18 protein-coding genes are annotated in these 16,155 nt (G+C 52.1%); 1 reads left to right on the forward strand and 17 read right to left on the reverse strand.

Annotated elements, in window-relative coordinates; all coding sequences use genetic code 11:
• Positions 1-26: 26 nt before the first annotated feature.
• The 10 genes from ftsX to hpf all read right to left on the reverse strand — a co-directional run bounded on the left by ftsX (position 27) and on the right by hpf (position 8,783).
• Complete coding sequence (ftsX, locus tag ACTVDO_RS11100) at positions 27-920, reverse strand: permease-like cell division protein FtsX (RefSeq protein WP_020961236.1); 894 nt, start codon at positions 918-920, stop codon at positions 27-29.
• The gene (ftsE, locus tag ACTVDO_RS11105) at positions 910-1,596 is read right to left on the reverse strand and encodes a cell division ATP-binding protein FtsE (protein WP_020961237.1); all 687 of its coding nucleotides are present in this window, start codon (positions 1,594-1,596) and stop codon (positions 910-912) included. The genes ftsX and ftsE overlap by 11 nt, the downstream gene beginning before the upstream one ends.
• Positions 1,597-1,818: 222 nt before the next feature.
• The gene (gene cccB, locus ACTVDO_RS11110; RefSeq protein ID WP_020961238.1) at positions 1,819-2,157 is read right to left on the reverse strand and encodes a cytochrome c551; all 339 of its coding nucleotides are present in this window, start codon (positions 2,155-2,157) and stop codon (positions 1,819-1,821) included.
• 62 nt (positions 2,158-2,219) lie between these two features.
• Positions 2,220-3,083: a YitT family protein gene (locus ACTVDO_RS11115; RefSeq protein ID WP_442901520.1), complete on the reverse strand. Its 864-nt coding sequence runs from the start codon at positions 3,081-3,083 to the stop codon at positions 2,220-2,222.
• Positions 3,084-3,219: 136 nt separating this feature from the next.
• A complete protein-coding gene (locus ACTVDO_RS11120) occupies positions 3,220-3,480 on the reverse strand; it encodes a type II toxin-antitoxin system RelE family toxin (RefSeq protein WP_023817745.1) in 261 nt (86 codons plus the stop codon).
• Positions 3,449-3,709, reverse strand: coding sequence for a hypothetical protein (locus ACTVDO_RS11125; RefSeq protein ID WP_011232575.1), 261 nt, complete (start codon positions 3,707-3,709; stop codon positions 3,449-3,451). Before ACTVDO_RS11125 ends, ACTVDO_RS11120 begins: the two co-directional genes overlap by 32 nt.
• Positions 3,710-3,817: 108 nt before the next feature.
• Positions 3,818-4,919 (reverse strand): peptide chain release factor 2 gene (prfB, locus tag ACTVDO_RS11130; protein ID WP_235183474.1). Its coding sequence is split into 2 segments (ribosomal slippage): positions 3,818-4,846 and positions 4,848-4,919, totalling 1,101 coding nucleotides; the frame shifts between segments, so codons are not numbered across the junction.
• Positions 4,920-5,013: 94 nt separating this feature from the next.
• Positions 5,014-7,527, reverse strand: a complete 2,514-nt coding sequence (gene secA, locus ACTVDO_RS11135) for a preprotein translocase subunit SecA (RefSeq protein WP_442901521.1) — start codon at positions 7,525-7,527, stop codon at positions 5,014-5,016.
• Positions 7,528-7,635: 108 nt separating this feature from the next.
• Positions 7,636-8,151 (reverse strand): hypothetical protein, encoded by a 516-nt coding sequence (locus ACTVDO_RS11140; protein WP_442901522.1) that lies wholly within the window; start codon positions 8,149-8,151, stop codon positions 7,636-7,638.
• 86 nt (positions 8,152-8,237) lie between these two features.
• Complete coding sequence (hpf, locus tag ACTVDO_RS11145; RefSeq protein ID WP_020961244.1) at positions 8,238-8,783, reverse strand: ribosome hibernation-promoting factor, HPF/YfiA family; 546 nt, start codon at positions 8,781-8,783, stop codon at positions 8,238-8,240.
• Between the two features lie 170 nt (positions 8,784-8,953).
• Here hpf and ACTVDO_RS11150 point away from each other — a divergent pair, with 170 nt between their 5' ends.
• The gene (locus ACTVDO_RS11150) at positions 8,954-10,033 is read left to right on the forward strand and encodes an HD-GYP domain-containing protein (protein WP_020961245.1); all 1,080 of its coding nucleotides are present in this window, start codon (positions 8,954-8,956) and stop codon (positions 10,031-10,033) included.
• Positions 10,034-10,320: 287 nt separating this feature from the next.
• Here ACTVDO_RS11150 and ACTVDO_RS11155 read toward each other — a convergent pair whose 3' ends face one another.
• The 7 genes from ACTVDO_RS11155 to ACTVDO_RS11185 all read right to left on the reverse strand — a co-directional run bounded on the left by ACTVDO_RS11155 (position 10,321) and on the right by ACTVDO_RS11185 (position 16,145).
• Complete coding sequence (locus ACTVDO_RS11155) at positions 10,321-10,707, reverse strand: hypothetical protein (RefSeq protein ID WP_442901523.1); 387 nt, start codon at positions 10,705-10,707, stop codon at positions 10,321-10,323.
• Between the two features lie 11 nt (positions 10,708-10,718).
• Positions 10,719-11,072, reverse strand: coding sequence for a flagellar protein FliT (locus tag ACTVDO_RS11160; protein WP_442901524.1), 354 nt, complete (start codon positions 11,070-11,072; stop codon positions 10,719-10,721).
• Entirely contained in the window at positions 11,072-11,473 is a 402-nt protein-coding gene (fliS, locus tag ACTVDO_RS11165) for a flagellar export chaperone FliS (RefSeq protein ID WP_442901525.1), read from the reverse strand. Before fliS ends, ACTVDO_RS11160 begins: the two co-directional genes overlap by 1 nt.
• A gap of 189 nt (positions 11,474-11,662) precedes the next feature.
• The gene (locus tag ACTVDO_RS11170; protein ID WP_442901526.1) at positions 11,663-13,168 is read right to left on the reverse strand and encodes a flagellar hook-associated protein 2; all 1,506 of its coding nucleotides are present in this window, start codon (positions 13,166-13,168) and stop codon (positions 11,663-11,665) included.
• 15 nt (positions 13,169-13,183) lie between these two features.
• Positions 13,184-13,546, reverse strand: a complete 363-nt coding sequence (flaG, locus tag ACTVDO_RS11175) for a flagellar protein FlaG (protein WP_442901527.1) — start codon at positions 13,544-13,546, stop codon at positions 13,184-13,186.
• Positions 13,547-13,974: 428 nt separating this feature from the next.
• Positions 13,975-15,156 (reverse strand): UDP-4-amino-4,6-dideoxy-N-acetyl-beta-L-altrosamine transaminase, encoded by a 1,182-nt coding sequence (pseC, locus tag ACTVDO_RS11180; RefSeq protein ID WP_442901528.1) that lies wholly within the window; start codon positions 15,154-15,156, stop codon positions 13,975-13,977.
• Positions 15,157-15,197: 41 nt separating this feature from the next.
• Positions 15,198-16,145 (reverse strand): dTDP-glucose 4,6-dehydratase, encoded by a 948-nt coding sequence (locus ACTVDO_RS11185; RefSeq protein WP_442901555.1) that lies wholly within the window; start codon positions 16,143-16,145, stop codon positions 15,198-15,200.
• Positions 16,146-16,155 lie beyond the last annotated feature (10 nt).

Consider the following 16,155-nt stretch of genomic DNA (forward strand, 5'->3'; position numbering starts at 1 on the left):
TCCCCTCTCCCTATCAGTCTTTATTTCTACACTTTCAAAAACTTGCGCACGGACATAACGCTTCCCCAGACGCCGATTACCGCGCCAATGGCCAGCAACAAAACACTCAGCTGCCAAATGAATGGAGAAAACGGCAAAAGTTCAAAAAGCTGCAGTGAAAACTGTTGCTCATATAGGCGGTACACATTGTAATAGACGAGCGCCAGTACAGCGATCGGAACGATAGAACCGAGCACCCCAAGCCATAGCCCTTCAAGGAAAAACGGCCAGCGGATGAAGCCGTTTGTCGCCCCGACGAGCCGCATGATTTCAATTTCGCGGCGGCGGGCGAAAATCGTGATTTTAATCGTGTTGGAAATTAAAAACATCGCCGTAAACAACAGGCCGAGAATGAGCACGAGCCCGACGTTGCGCATAACTTTCAGCGCATCAAACAGCTTTTCAATCGTCCCTTGGCCATAATTGACTTTATGGACAGACGGGAACGTTTCAATTCGCTTCGCAATTTTGACGGTATCTTGCGGATGAGCTGCCTTCACGACATACACATCGCTTAACGGGTTGTCCTGCTCAAACAGACGGAATGACGAGCCTTCCTCGCCCATGCTTTCAATCAACCGCTTCAGCTCTTCATCTTTTGATGAATAGCGGACTTCTTTCACATTCGGAATGGCTTCAATCCGCCCCCGCAGCGCTTCCTTGTCTTTGGCGTCAGCGGTCAAATCGATATGGACGCGAATTTCCACGTCATTTTCAACTTTTTTCGCAAAGTAGTTAATGTTGAACATGACGACAAAAAAGACACCGACAAGCAATAGCGTCACCGTGACGGCGCTCGCGGAGGCAAACGTCATCCAGCCGTTGCGGCCAAGGCTTTTGACACTCTCCCGAACGTGGCGCTTGAACGTGTTAAGCGTCATAACCGTATTCTCCCTTCGCCTCGTCACGGACGATTTTCCCGTTTTCGATGGCGATGACGCGCCGACGGGTGGCGTTGACAATTTCCTTGTTGTGGGTGGCCATTACAATCGTCGTGCCCCGATCGTTGATTTTCCCAAATAGCTCCATAATATCCCATGACGTTTCTGGATCCAAATTTCCTGTCGGTTCATCGGCAATGACGATTTTCGGGGAATTGACAATCGAGCGGGCGATCGAGACGCGCTGCTGTTCGCCCCCAGATAGCTCGTTCGGGTAAGAGCGGACTTTATGTTTGAGGCCGACGAGATCAAGGACTTCCATCACTTTTTTGCGGATCACTTTCGGCGATTCTTCAATGACTTCCAACGCAAACGCGACATTTTCGTAGACATTGAGCTTCGGAAGCAGCTTGAAATCTTGAAACACGACGCCGATGTTGCGGCGCAGCAACGGGACTTTGCTGTCTTTGATTTTGGCGAGGTTCACGCCGCTGACGATAATTTTGCCGCTCGTCGGCTTTTCCTCGCGGTACATCATTTTAATGAACGTCGATTTGCCCGCTCCGCTGGGGCCAACGACATAGACAAATTCTCCCTGCTTAATCCGGACATTGACGCCGTTTAGCGCCACAACCCCATTTGGATATGTCTTGTACACATCTTGCATTTCAATCATCATAATCACCTATTTTTCGACTCACTTGCTGTCATTCCTCGAGCTGTTTCGAATGAATCATACAAAATTCCGCAAGGTTTATTATAGCACGATTTTCTGTTGTCGAATTTTACATTTATATTTCAAATAGGGGACAACAGTAAAACTAGGGGAAAAGACCTAACAAATGCAATAAAATACCGTCCAGTTCCTGAAACAAACTGGACGGTGCTTGTTCATGCATTATTTTTTCGCGGCAAGCCATTCAGCCACTTTGTCGGCGTCTTCACCTTTAATGATTCCCCCCGGCATAGCGCCGCGGCCGTTGGCGATGACATCTTTAATTTCATCCGCCGAATATTTGCTTCCGACTTTTTGCAAGTTCGGGCCAACCCCGCCAGAGAGGTCTTGCCCATGACATGATGCACAGTTTTGTTGATATACTTGCTCAGCAGCAGCAACGGTGTCCCCTCCGCCGCCCGCATTGCCACCGTTTTGCTCCCCGGCGTTATCCTCGCCACCGCCACATGCTGCCAGCGCGAGCGAAGCGCCAAGAAACAGAGTAGCCAATTTCCATTTCATGGTGAACTCCCCCTAAAAACATAAATTCAGTTCTTCACTTATTATAACCGATTTCGTCCGTTTTACGTACGTTGAAATCCTTCCCCGAGCACTTCGGCGGCGTTGGCAGCGACGACAAACGCGGTTGGATCAATGGTTCGCACGATTTGTTTCAATTTTGTGAACTCCGATTGAGCGACGACGCACATCAACACCGGCCTTTCGTGTTCGGTGTAGCCGCCGTACGCCGGCAGCCGCGTCACCCCGCGATCGATTTCATGCAAAATGGCGCGCCGCACTTTTTCTTCTTCCTTGGTGATAATCAAGGCAATTTTCGAATAGCCAAGGCCAACTTGGACGAGATCGATCGTTTTGCTTGTCACATACAACGCAATCAAAGCATACAGCGCTCGCTCAATGTCAAACACAAACGCTGCGGTCAAGACGATCAAGCCATCGATCAAAATGACGCACATCCCAAGCGACAGCCCGGTATATTTATGGATGATTTGCGCCGCCAAATCGGTGCCGCCCGTCGAAGCGCGGCCGCGAAACACAATGCCAAGGCCGAGCCCGACGCCGATGCCGCCAAAGATCGCGCCAAGAAGCGGATTGGCCGTCGCCGGTTCCATCTCTTTCGTCATGTAGACGACAAGCGGCAAAAACACTGTCCCGACAAACGTTTTCGCGCCAAATTGCCGGCCCAGCAGCACGACGCCGGCGATAAACAGCGGAATGTTGAGTGCCCATTGGACGTAGGCCGGCTCAATGCCAAACAAGGCGTGCACAATCGTGCTCACGCCGCTTACCCCGCCCGAGGCGATCCGATTCGGCAGCAAAAACACGTTAAACGCCACCGCGACGATCGCCGCGCCGGCAAGAACGTACACATAGTCCAACGCCGCCTCCGCCGCTGGATGCATCGTTTTGTCTCTTTTCCTCCGCATGCTTCCCCACCTTCCTCTGTGAGTATAGCATGCCCGTTTTAGTAAGTAAATGACAGCCGATTAACGCGATAATCGTCTGCTATAGTAAAGGAAAAAAGGACGATCCGATGATCGCCCTAGCCAAAAAATACAAGCCTCAATACACATCCCCGCGGTTGCCGATTGCCTCAATATAGATGATTCGTTCATCATGATCGATGCGAAACAAAACACGATATGTTCCGACCCGCAGACGATATAATCCATCCTGCCCCTTCAACTTCTTTATATCCCCCTGCGGCGGGATCGCAAGCAGACCTTGCACCCCAGAGGCCAACCGTTCTTGAACCTCTTTTTCTTGCCTAGCGATAAATTTGACTGCGGCCCTACGGTAAATCAACTTGTAGCCCGAATTCACGCTTGGCTTCTCCCCCAGTGATATATCCTTCATCGCTTTGCAGCTGCTGGCGCTCTTCTTCCGTCAACGCTTCTTCTTCATCTGTTTCGTCAATCCGCTCCCATACCATTCGTTCCTTTCTGGACCGATCAAGCAAGTACATCAAAAAATCGTACGCGGTTTGATGATCCGTTTCATCCAACCGGTCAATCAGTTCGTAAAGCAATTGTTTGCGCACAGCCAAAGCCATCGCCCTCCTTTTGCCTTTCGTTACCTTCAGCATACCACCGGGGTGCAGATGCGTCAAAATCAGAAAAATGATTTTTGAAACGAAAAAGGACGATCGGATGATCGCCCTTTACTTCAACTTCGCGCGCAAATACGCGTCGATGAACACATCGATTTCCCCATCCATGACCGCCTGCACGTTGCCGACCTCGACGTTCGTCCGATGGTCTTTGACAAGCGAATACGGGTGGAAGACGTACGAACGGATTTGGCTGCCCCAGCCGATTTCTTTTTGCTCGCCGCGCAGCTCAGCAAGTTCCGCTTGCTGCTCCTCGAGTTTCTTTTGATACAACTTCGCTTTTAACATGTTCATCGCTTTTTCACGGTTTTTAATTTGCGACCGCTCCGACTGGCACGTCACAACGATCCCTGTCGGCACGTGGGTGATGCGCACCGCCGAGTCGGTCGTGTTGACGTGCTGCCCGCCCGCGCCGCTCGAACGGTACGTGTCGATTTTCAACTCTTCCGGCCGGATTTCGATCTCAATGTTATCGTCCATCTCCGGCACGACTTCGCACGAGACGAACGACGTATGGCGGCGGCCCGAGGCGTCAAACGGGGAGATGCGCACGAGCCGGTGCACCCCTTTTTCCGCCTTTAAGTAGCCGTACGCGTTATGCCCTTTAATGAGGAGCGTCACGCTTTTCACCCCGGCTTCCTCGCCCGGAAGGTAATCAAGCGTCTCGACCTTAAACCCTTTCTTCTCCGCCCAGCGCGTGTACATGCGCAACAGCATCGACGCCCAGTCTTGCGACTCCGTGCCGCCCGCGCCCGGGTGGAGCTCTAAAATCGCGTTATTTTTATCGTACGGCTCGTTGAGCAGCAGCTGCAGCTCAAACTCGCTAAAGTCTTTCGTCAATTGTTTCGCTTCCGCGACAAGCTCATTTTGCAGCTCGTCATCCGGTTCTTCTTTGAGCAACTCATACGTCACTTCCAAGTTTTCAAACCGCTCTTGCAATGATTCAAATTGGCCGACAAGATCTTTGAGCACATTCGCTTCGGAAATGACCGCCTGTGCCGCCTTTTGGTCATCCCAAAAGTTGGACGCCGCCATTTGCTCCTCTAATTCACGAATGCGCGCCTGCTTCGCATCGAGGTCAAAGAGACCCCCTGATTTCCGCTAATCGCTTAGCCATTTTCTCGAGCTCTTGCTTAATTTCCACCAAATCGATCATGTTGCCTCACCTCATCATGAATATAGTATGCAGTTGGCCGTTGTCTGCCATTCAAAAGGGAGGCATCGCCCCCCTCATTATTTATAAACGGTTAGACCGCTCTTCCGCAACAATGTTTATATTTTTTCCCGCTGCCGCACGGACACGGATCGTTGCGGCCGACGCGCACCGCCCGGCGCACCGGTTTTCGCTTCGGCTCTTCACCGTCTTCTTTCGGATGCACGGCCTCGCCTTTCGCCACTTCTTGGCGTTCGAGGTTTTGATGGATTTCCGCTTTCATGATATACGTCGCGACTTCCTCCTCGATCGCAGCAACCATGTTTTCAAACATCGTATATCCTTCCATTTGATATTCGCGCAGCGGGTCGACCTGCCCGTACGCGCGCAAATGGATGCCTTGGCGGAGCTGTTCCATCGCATCAATATGGTTCATCCATTTCATGTCAACAGCACGCAAGACGACGACGCGCTCAAATTCGCGCATTTGTTCCGGCGGAATTTGCGTTTCTTTCTCATCATAGCGCGCCTTCACTTTTTCCCAAACGAGTTCGATCATCTCTTCCGGTTCTTTGCCGCGCAAATCGCCCTCGGTCACATCACCGTCCGGAAGCAGATGGGCGTTCACATAATCGACGAGCCCTTTTATATTCCACTCCTCCGGCAAATCCTCTTTCGGCGTGTAGGCGTGAACGGCGCGCTCAATGACCGAGCGGATCATGTTTTCGATGATGCCGCGCAAATTGTCGGCATCGAGCACTTCAAAGCGCTGGCGGTAAATGATTTCCCGCTGTTCGCGCAACACATCGTCATATTGAAGCAGCTGTTTGCGGGCATCAAAGTTGTTCCCTTCGACCCGTTTTTGCGCCGACTCGACCGCCCTTGTGACCATCTTGCTTTGGATCGGCTGCGAATCATCCATCCCGAGCCGATCCATCATCGCCATCAAACTTTCTGAACCGAAGCGGCGCATCAGTTCGTCCTCAAGCGACAAGTAAAACTGCGACACTCCAGGGTCGCCTTGGCGCCCCGAGCGGCCGCGCAGCTGGTTGTCAATGCGCCGGCTTTCATGCCGCTCGGTGCCGATGACGGCCAGTCCGCCAAGCTCTTTGACTCCTTCACCGAGCTTAATGTCCGTCCCGCGCCCGGCCATGTTCGTCGCGATCGTCACCGCGCCTTTTTGCCCGGCCTCGGCGATGATTTCCGCCTCTTTCGCATGGTTTTTGGCGTTTAAGACGTTGTGTGGGATGCCGCGTTTTTTCAACAGCTGCGACAACAGCTCTGACGTCTCAATCGCCACCGTGCCGACGAGCACCGGCTGCCCTTTCGCATGACGGGCGGCGATATCCTCCACGACCGCGCGGAACTTCCCTTCCATCGTCCGGTAAATCAAATCCGGGCGGTCCTCCCGGATCACAGGGCGGTTCGTCGGAATGACGACGACGCGCATGTTGTAAATGTTGCGGAATTCTTCCTCTTCCGTTTTCGCCGTCCCCGTCATCCCCGCGAGTTTTTCATACATGCGGAAATAGTTTTGGAACGTAATCGTCGCGAGCGTCATCGACTCGTTTTGAATCTCGAGCCCTTCCTTCGCCTCGATCGCCTGATGGAGCCCGTCGCTGTAGCGGCGGCCGTGCATCAAGCGCCCGGTAAACGGATCGACGATGATCACTTTGCCGTCTTGCACGACGTAATCCACATCGCGCTGCATCGTCACATGCGCCCGCAGCGCCAGTTGAATATGGTGGTTGAGCGTCACGTGCTTCAAATCGAACAAGTTGTCGATGCCAAACGCCCGCTCCGCCTTGTTCATCCCTTCTTCCGTGAGCTGGACGCCTTTCGATTTTTCATCGTACGTATAATCGACATCTTTGCGCAGCGTGCGGACAAACGCGTTCGCCTGCACATATAGCTTCGTCGACTTTTGCGCCGTCCCGGAAATAATGAGCGGCGTCCGCGCCTCGTCAATCAAAATCGAGTCCACTTCGTCGATAACGGCAAAATACAATGGCCGCTGCACCATATGTTCTTTATACAGCACCATGTTGTCGCGCAAATAGTCGAACCCAAACTCGTTGTTCGTCCCGTACGTAATGTCGGCGTTGTACGCCGCCTGCTTCTCTTCGCGCGACATACCGCTTAAGTTCAAGCCGACGGTCAAGCCTAAAAATTGATACAGTTGGCCCATCTCCGTCGCGTCGCGCGTCGCCAAATATTCGTTGACCGTCACGACATGCACGCCGCGCCCTGTCAAAGCGTTCAAGTAGACGGGCATCGTCGCCGTCAACGTTTTCCCTTCCCCGGTTTTCATCTCGGCGATGTCGCCCTCATGCAAGACGACGCCGCCCATAATTTGCACTTTATATGGGTACAAACCGAGAACGCGCTTCGCCCCTTCACGGACGACGGCAAACGCTTCAACAAGCAAGTCGTCGAGCGATTCACCTTGTTGGTAGCGGGCCTTGAATTCCTCGGTCTTTTGCCGCAACTGGTCATCCGTCAACCGCGCCATCTCCGGCCCGAGCGCATCGACTTGATCGGCGATTTTCTCAAGCTTGGCCAGCTGGCGCTTGTTCGGGTCAAATACTTTTTTTAAAACTCCAAGCATAGGAAACGCTCCTTATTTTTCATGGACTCACTTATTCATCATATCATTTCCAGGGATCAGTGACAACTGTTGCACAGGTTGAGAGAGGGGCATGTCCAAGAGAGGGGATCACGCCTTGGACTGAAGCTGCTCGATCGCCGCTTCCGCATGATGAAGACGCCGGTTAAGCGCATAAATTTCAAAACGTTTCTCATCTACTTTTTCATGAATTGTGCGAAGCAATATTTGCACATCATCCACAAGCTGCGTTTCGACTCGATGAAGCGTCTCTTTCACTTCCTCCAGTTCAGTTTCCACACCATTCAACCGCGTTTCCACACCGTCCAACCGGGTCTCTACGCCATTCAACCGCGTTTCCACACCGTCCAACCGGGTCTCCACACCATTCAACCGCGTTTCCACACCGTCCAACCGGGTCTCCACACCATTCAACCGCGTTTCCACACGGTCTAACCGCTCTTTCACCGCGCTCATTTCCTGTTCGAGGCCGACGAGGCGTCCGTTCATCTCCGTCAAACGGCCATCCATCTGCTCAAACCGTTGGCGAGTTTCTTCTTGGAACACCAAAAATCCTTTTTCCATGTTGTCCAACTTGGACAAGATTTGACGCAACAATTCCTCCATCGCTCTCCCCCATTTTGATTTTTCTCATGCATATTATAACATCCCCTGCCAAGAAAAGCAGGGGATGCGTTTTGCCAACAACGGATTCAGTTCGCCTCAATCAGTCCGTATTTTCCGTCTTTGCGGCGGTAAACAATGTTTGTCCGATTCGTTTCCGCATTCGTAAAAATGAAGAAATTGTGCCCCAACAAGTTCATCTGCAAAATCGCCTCTTCGCTGTCCATCGGCTTCAAGCTGAAGTGCTTCGTGCGCACGATTTCAAACTCATCTTCACCGTCCGCCGCAGCGCCGTTCGGCACAGGGGCGGCCAGCTTCACCTCTTTTTCGCGATCGCGCAGCTTGCGGTTCACTTTCGTTTTATGTTTGCGGATTTGCCGCTCCAATTTATCGGTTACTAAATCGATCGCCGCATACATATCGTCATGGCGCTCTTCAGCGCGCAACAGCAGATGCGGAATCGGAATGGTCACCTCGATTTTCCCTTGCCCGTCGTTGTAGACTTTTAAGTTCACGTGCACGTGCACGTCATCAGTGCCATCAAAGTAGCGTTCCAATTTGCCGATTTTTTTCTCCACATACTCGCGCAAAGCTGGAGTTACTTCGATGTTTTCCCCGCGAATGTTATACATCATCGCTGACCACTCCTTGTTTTAAAACTGTACTTCCTACATTTCTTTATTACCCGCCCAAACCCTGCTTCAATCAAAAATCTTTTTGAAGATTTTGTGAAAAACATGAAAATATGGTAATATAGGCATAGGTGTTTTTTCTTATGATTCAGCCATCCGGGGTGTGTGAACGAATGAGAAAAGTCCATATTTCCCATGTGAAAAGCGGCGACGTGCTCGCCGTCGATTTATTTGCCGCCAACGGCGGCGTGCTTTTGTCGCGCGGCGTGCGGCTGACGGGCGGGTACATCCGCTCCCTCGAACAAAAAGGGATTCAATACATTTATATCGATGACAGGCAAACGTATGACATCCGCCCGCTCCCGCTCATCAGCCCGACCGTGCGCCAGCAGGCGGTGAAAAAAGTGTACGAGACAATGACCGCCTTGATCGAGCAAAAAAAGCTGCTCAGCCGCGCCTCCTCGCTCGATTTAGGAAAAGAGTACGAAAAAGTGTTCAAAGACATTTTGGACTACTTATTGAAGCAAGAAAACTTGCTCATCAACTTGTCGGATTTGGTCATCTCAAACGGTTACTTTTTCCATCACTCGGTCAACGTCGCCACCATCGCCGGCGTCATCGGCATCGCCAAAAGGTATCGCCCCGATCAGCTGCTTGACCTCGGCATCGGCGCGCTGCTGTTTGACATCGGCATGACGCAGCTGCCGGACGGCCTTTGGCGGAAAAAAGGAGCGTTGACGGAAGAGGAAAAGGAAATCGTCCGCCGTCATACGTATCTCGGTTTCGAACTGTTGCGGCGCCAGCGCAACATTTCGCTCTTTTCCGCCCACTGCGCCTTGCAGCACCACGAGCGGTGCGACGGAAGCGGCTACCCGCGCGCCTTATCGGGCAAGGAAATTCACGAATACGCCCGCATCGTCGCCATCGCCGACGTCTTTGACGCCTTGACGTCAGCGCGCTACCACCGGAAGCAATACTCGCCGCACGAAGCGGCCGAGTACTTATCCGCCGCCGGCGACATTTTGGACTACGAACTCATCAAACTGTTTCTTTCCCATATCGCCATCTACCCGGTGGCGACAACCGTCTTGCTCAACACTGGCGAGATCGCCGTCGTCTCCGAAGTGTTCCCAGGCTTCCCGCTCCGCCCCGTCGTCCGCGTCATCAAAAACCCGGCGGGCGAAGAGCTGAAAAGCCCGTATGAGATCGACTTGCGCGACAAAATGAACATCACGATCGTGAAAGCCGTCTAACACGAAAAGGACAGCGAGCGCTGTCCTTTTCGTGCGTAGTATATCGCCAAGAGACCCGCATCGGCAGGCGGACGGGCGCTTCTCGGTTCTCCGCATCCTTCCCCGCCCACTGCCTTGTCACTGACACCCGCGCCCGTCACGGCCAGCCAGCTCCTTGTCCAGCGCGTGACGGTCAGCTGACAGCACGCCTCCGATCCGTTGCGGTGCGCTGTCACAGCCGTCTATGCCAGCAGGTGACTTCATCGGACGACCACGTACCGCAATCTACCCTTGGCTTCTTGTCCCCCTCACTGCACAACATAGCGCCGCAACCGGCTCTCGACCGCCATCCTCCACGCCTGAAACGAAGGCGACAACCGCCCGCAAATGATCCGCTCTTTCGCCGCCGTATCGCCGAACTGTCCGTCAAGCGCTTCCGCCGCCTCAAGCACATCGGCAAACCGCTCAAGATGGCTAACCAAATCGCTCTCCTCGGCGAACAATCGGCATAAATACACGTTCGTCTCGCCGATTTTCCCAAGCGCCAACAAAATATCCCGAAGCAATGCATCCGCATGCATCCGCCGCGGATCGGAAAAACTTGCCTCTACATAATCGAGCCCTTCCTCGACCGTCTCCAGCAACGAAGCATACTGGCGGATGACCGCCAGCGCGTCGCTCGTCAATTCCGCCATCTTCATCCCACCTATCGCCGTTTATCATAAAACATCCCATCCAACGAAAGCGGCTGTTCGTACGGATGGACATAGCGGGCGTTCGCCCGCCGCTTCGCCCCCGCCATCCGCAAATCGCGGCGAATCTCATCTTGCACCGCCTTCAGCCGCTCCGCAATGTCCCGATTCCACGCAACGATGTCGCGCCCAAGCGCCCGTTCCTCCTCGCTGTACGGCGGCCGCAGCGCGCCAAGCAGCTTCTCGCGCCGCCTCAACAACTCCTCAACCGCCTTCAGCCGCTCCTCGCGCTCTTCGGGAGACCACGGCGCCGTCACCGTCTCAAGCAGCTCCTTCGTGACAAGCCAAACGTCGCGCACAACGCCCATTACGCCTGTCCGCCTTCCGCGTACTGGCGCTGCCGATGAAGCTGAATCACTTGTTTCCACGCATCGCGAAACTCGGTGACATGCCCTTCGACCTCGTCCAAAATCGCCACATCGTTTTTCACATTCGCCTCGACTAGACGGCGGTAGATGTAGTCGTACATCGTCATCATCGATTTCGCGACCTCATACTCCATATTGAGCGTCACCATCAGCTCTTGAATGATCTTTTGCGCCTTAATCAAATTTTCATTGCGCGCCGCTATATCGCCCGTTTCCATCGCCTGACGCGCAAACTTGATAAACTTCAAGCAGCCGTTATACAACATCAGCGTCAACTCGCCAGGGGACGCGGTCTGCACCGCGTTCGCCTGGTAATGTTGATACGGATTGTTCGTCGCCACGTTCAGTCACTCCTTTTCCATATTGTTCATCCCAACGCAAGCCATCCGCTCATTCAGCGCAACGGGCCGCGTCGGCCCCGATCACCGCTTACAGCGCCGAACGTCTTTCATTCATCAACGTTCGTGAACGGGGCCACCTCTTCCCCACGTTCACCGCAGCGGCTATTCCAGCCTTCATCCACCGCCCCGTCACCCTTGCATGCCGCCAAAAAAGGCGTTCATCAAATACATGCTTTGCTGGTTGGCGCGCTGAATCGCCTCTTCCATCGCCGTAAATTGCCGCCAATAGCGGTCTTCGATTTGTTTCAAGCGGTCTTCAAACCGGTCGATTTGCTCGTCAATGTCGCTCAAATCGCGCCCGATCGCAAACTGCTGGTTCGTCCAAATCGTCTTTCCCGCCTTTTGCTCGATCTTCCCAATCGTCGCTTTGATCGTATCGCGCAGGCGGCGGGCGATCCCTTTTTCCGCATCGGTCGTGCCGTCTTGGTTGAACAGCTGATAGATGGCATCCGGATTCTCTTGAATTTTCTCCCGCAGCTTCGTCTCATCAATGATCAGCTTCCCGCCGTCAAGGTAATTGGACGACGTCGTAATCCCGATTTGCGCCAGCTGCGAAAACCCGCTCGCGACATTCGCCCCCTCTACCTTCGTATACAAGTTCATCCGCATTTGGCTGAGGGCGCTCGACAACATCGAATCGCCGCGAAGCATCCCGCTCCGCGCCTTTTCTTCCCACAGCTCAATTTGTTTCTCCGTCATCGCCTCTTTCTGTTCGTCCGTCAGCGGCGGATAGTCGCGGTAGCGCTCCTCTTTCAGCTCAGCGTTGATTTTGGCGATTGTGTCGTTGTATTTGTCGACAAACCCTTTAATGGCGTTAAACATCGCATCCGTATCGGTCGCTACCGACACCGTCGCCGTTCCTTGCCCGTTGACCGTATACGTCACGCCGTTGATCGTAAACGTGTTCGACGAGCGGGTTGTCGCCAATCCATTGATCGTCACAACGGCGTCCTTCCCCGCCGTTTTTCCAGTCAGCTCTCCGCCTGACACCGCGCCGGTGAACCCGAGCTTTTGGGCAAAAAAGTCAGCCGTCGCCTGATCGGCGAGCACAAGGCTGGCCTGGGCCCCCGTCTCTTTTTTCATAATCGAAATGCGCCCGGTTTGCTCGTCGTAAAAGGCGCTGACGCCAAGGTCTGCGTTGCCGTTGAGCTGGGCGATCAGGCCGTCCAGCGTCGTCCCCTGCTTGACAGTTATTGACGCCTGCTTCGTCGTCCCATCCCCGTTCGTCACGTTGATCGTCAGCGTGACATCGGCGTCTACCGAGAAACTCGACTTATCCACCCTTGTCGTGGCATCGGACAGCCAAACAGCCGATGTCGCCACTTGGTCGACCTGAATCGTCGTCGCCACGTTCGCCGCGCTCGAGCCCGCCGTCGCCGTGACGACCGATTCGTTGGAACTCGAAACGGTTTTTTTCAGCATGCTGCTTTGGAGCGTAATGTTGCTGAACAAATAATCGTCAAGCCCCTGAAGCAGCGTATTCATCGCCCGATAGTCATCGCGCTGCCACTCAAGCAGCTGCTTTTTCTGCTTCAACTTATCAAGCGGCATCCGCTCCGCTTTCATCAAATCGCTGACGATTTGGTCAATATCCATCCCGCTCGCCAAACCGCCAATGCGCATATTGCCTGCCAATTCCTCTCACCACCATTAAATTTTTCGATCGACCAAAAGCCCGACAAACTCCATCATCGCCGCATACATATCGAGCAGCTTCTTCGGCGGAATTTCCCGGATCACCTCATGCGTCTTCTCGTCAATGACTTGCACGTAATACTCGTTCAGTTTCTGGTGCAGCTCAAACCGAACCGACGTATGGCTTGGCTGCAAGAACTTGTTCAAACCGCCGACGACCTCTTCCAACTTCTCTTTCGACAGCGGCTGTGAAAGGGAAGAAGCCGACGCCTCCGCTTCTTGAAGCTGCGCCGCCAAGAATTCGACTTTCGGATTCACTTGGCCGCTTCGCATCGGCTCATAGGAAGGGAAAGAAGAAGACACCCGCTCAATCGTCATCGCCATTCGCTCCTTTGCCTCGACGCTTTCTACCGTTTATATCGGATGAAATGCAGGGAATGTGAAGAGGGAAGCAGAGAAAGGCAACAGATAAAAAGAAAAGTGAACTTCCCAAGAAATTCGATGTATAATGACAGGCAGCGAAAAGCAAAGGAGGAGTACGTTGGGGGGAGCTTTTAGAAGGCCGGTGATTTAATCTAATGAGAAAAAGCCGTTCAAAACCAGTTCTTTTTGAATTGAGCAGTTCTGTAAAATGGGCTCTTATTTCCCGAAGAACTCCATCGATTTGGCAAACATAATCGTTTTTCACCGGCCTTTTCAGTTTTTGAAACAAAAGACATCCATGAACAAGTCTCGCTCATCGCCCTTTCATGAAAATGATCGATCGAGACAATGCATTTTCACACCAAACAAGGTGGCAATCCTCGTTATTTTCGGTAAAAGGAGAGCACCTTGTTCACCCCTTCAATCACCGTTTTGATATCATATTCACTCATTTTTGGAAAAAGAGGAATGGTCAACGCCCCTTCATACCACTTTTCCGCAACTGGGCAAATTCCTTTCTTATATCCTAATTGTTGATAATAAGGGTGAAAATAAACCGGAATGTAATGAACGTGCACTCCGATATTTTCTGCCCGCAATGCTGCAAATATCTCTTTGCGCCCCACCCGAAATTGCTCTAATTGCAACTGAAGCACGTATAAATGCCAACTTGAGTCCACATACGGAAGCTGATAAGGAATGCGCACCCCCGGAATGTGAGAAAACGCCTCATGATACATCGCGGCAATTTCCCGCCGTTTCTGCACAAAGGCATCAAGCTTTGTCAACTGGCTGAGCCCAAGCGCTGCCTGCAAATCCGTCATTCGGTAATTATAGCCAAGATCCACCATCTCATAATACCAAGGTCCTTCATTCTTTCTTACATTCTCCGTTGTAATCCCATGCGTACGAAAACGTTTTAATTTAAGGTAGTATTCTTCATGATCAGTGACAATAACGCCGCCCTCACCCGTCGTCATCGTTTTGACAGGATGAAAGCTGAACATCGTCATATCTGCTAACGAACCTACTTTTTTCCCTTTATAGCAAGCTCCTAAAGAGTGAGCGGCATCTTCGATGAAGACGAGGCCATATTTTCTGGCGACTTCCCGAATCGGATCAAGGTCAGCGGGCTGGCCTGTAAAATCAACAGCAATAATCGCTTTTGTCCGAGGCGTAATGGCCTTCTCAATCAGGCTTGGATCGATATTGTACGTTTTTTCATCAATATCCACAAACACAGGAGTGCCGCCAACATACAGCACGCAGTTGGCGCTGGCTGCAAAAGTAATGGGAGTCGTAATCACTTCATCTCCCCGAGAAATGCCAGCAGCAAAGCAAGCACCATGCAGGGCGGCCGTCCCATTGGCAAACGCCACCGCATATTTCGCACCGACATAGTGAGCAATTGCTTCTTCAAACTGCTGAATTTTCGGTCCTTGCGTAATGAATGGGCTTCTTAATGTTTCCACCACCGCTTCAATATCATCTTCATCAAGCCATTGCTGTCCGTAAGATAAAAATGATTCTCGCACAGGAGTTCCCCCATCGATCGCTAACTTCATGCTCCATTTCCTCCTTGATATCCTAAAGAAAAGCCACCCGACTATATCAGGCGGCTCGTTTTGATCCATTCTTCCGTCTTTTGAATTCCCTCTTCAAAAGATACTTTCGGCTCCCAACCTAACAGCTGTTTGGCTTTCTCATAATTGCACCGCAACTTTTGAATCTCACTTTGTGGGTGAATATGGGGAACATGCTCAATCCGCTTTTCATCCCCCACGATGAGCTTGGCTAAATCATTGATTGAAATGTCCCTGCCTAGTCCGGCGTTCAAGATTTCACCATTCACCTTGTCTGAATAACCAGCCTGAACAACAAATCTCGCACAATCATCAACATACAATAAATCCCGTGTTTGTGTACCATCTCCATAAACTTGAAGCGTCTCGCCGGTCAATTTCTTTCGAATAAAAATCGCGACAACCCCGCCTTCACCGCTTGTCTTTTGATAAGGGCCATAGGTGTTAAACGGCCGGACAATGACAACCGGCAGTTGATAGGCGTAAAAATAAGACAGCACCATGTTTTCCGCCGCAATCTTCGCCCCGGCATACGGCGAAGCCGGCTTTGTCGGGTGAGTTTCGGAAATCCCCGTTTCATGATAGCAACGGTCATACACCATACAGGTGCTCATAAACACCAATTTGGTTCGGTGCATCCGACATTGCTCAAGGAGATAAAATGTTCCAATTGTATCGTTGTAAAACGTTGTTCTTGGATCATCAATGGAATCTTGCACATTAATCGACGCCGCTAAATGGTAACAAAGATCATATGTATGCTCACGAAAAAGCTGCGCAAGCAAACGTTCATCTTTGACATCCCCGACGATGAACTGCTGCAAATTCGGATGATGGCGAAACTCAGCAATATTTTCTTCTCTCCCGTTGGAAAGATCATCGAGAATCCAAACATCATGACCGTCCTCAAGCAGCTGTTTGGCCACCGCACGACCAATAAATCCCGCACCGCCTGTCAATAGTATTCTCATCTCGCTCACC

It is taken from the genome of Geobacillus sp. BK01, from assembly GCF_052220245.1.
Taxonomy (GTDB): domain Bacteria; phylum Bacillota; class Bacilli; order Bacillales; family Anoxybacillaceae; genus Geobacillus.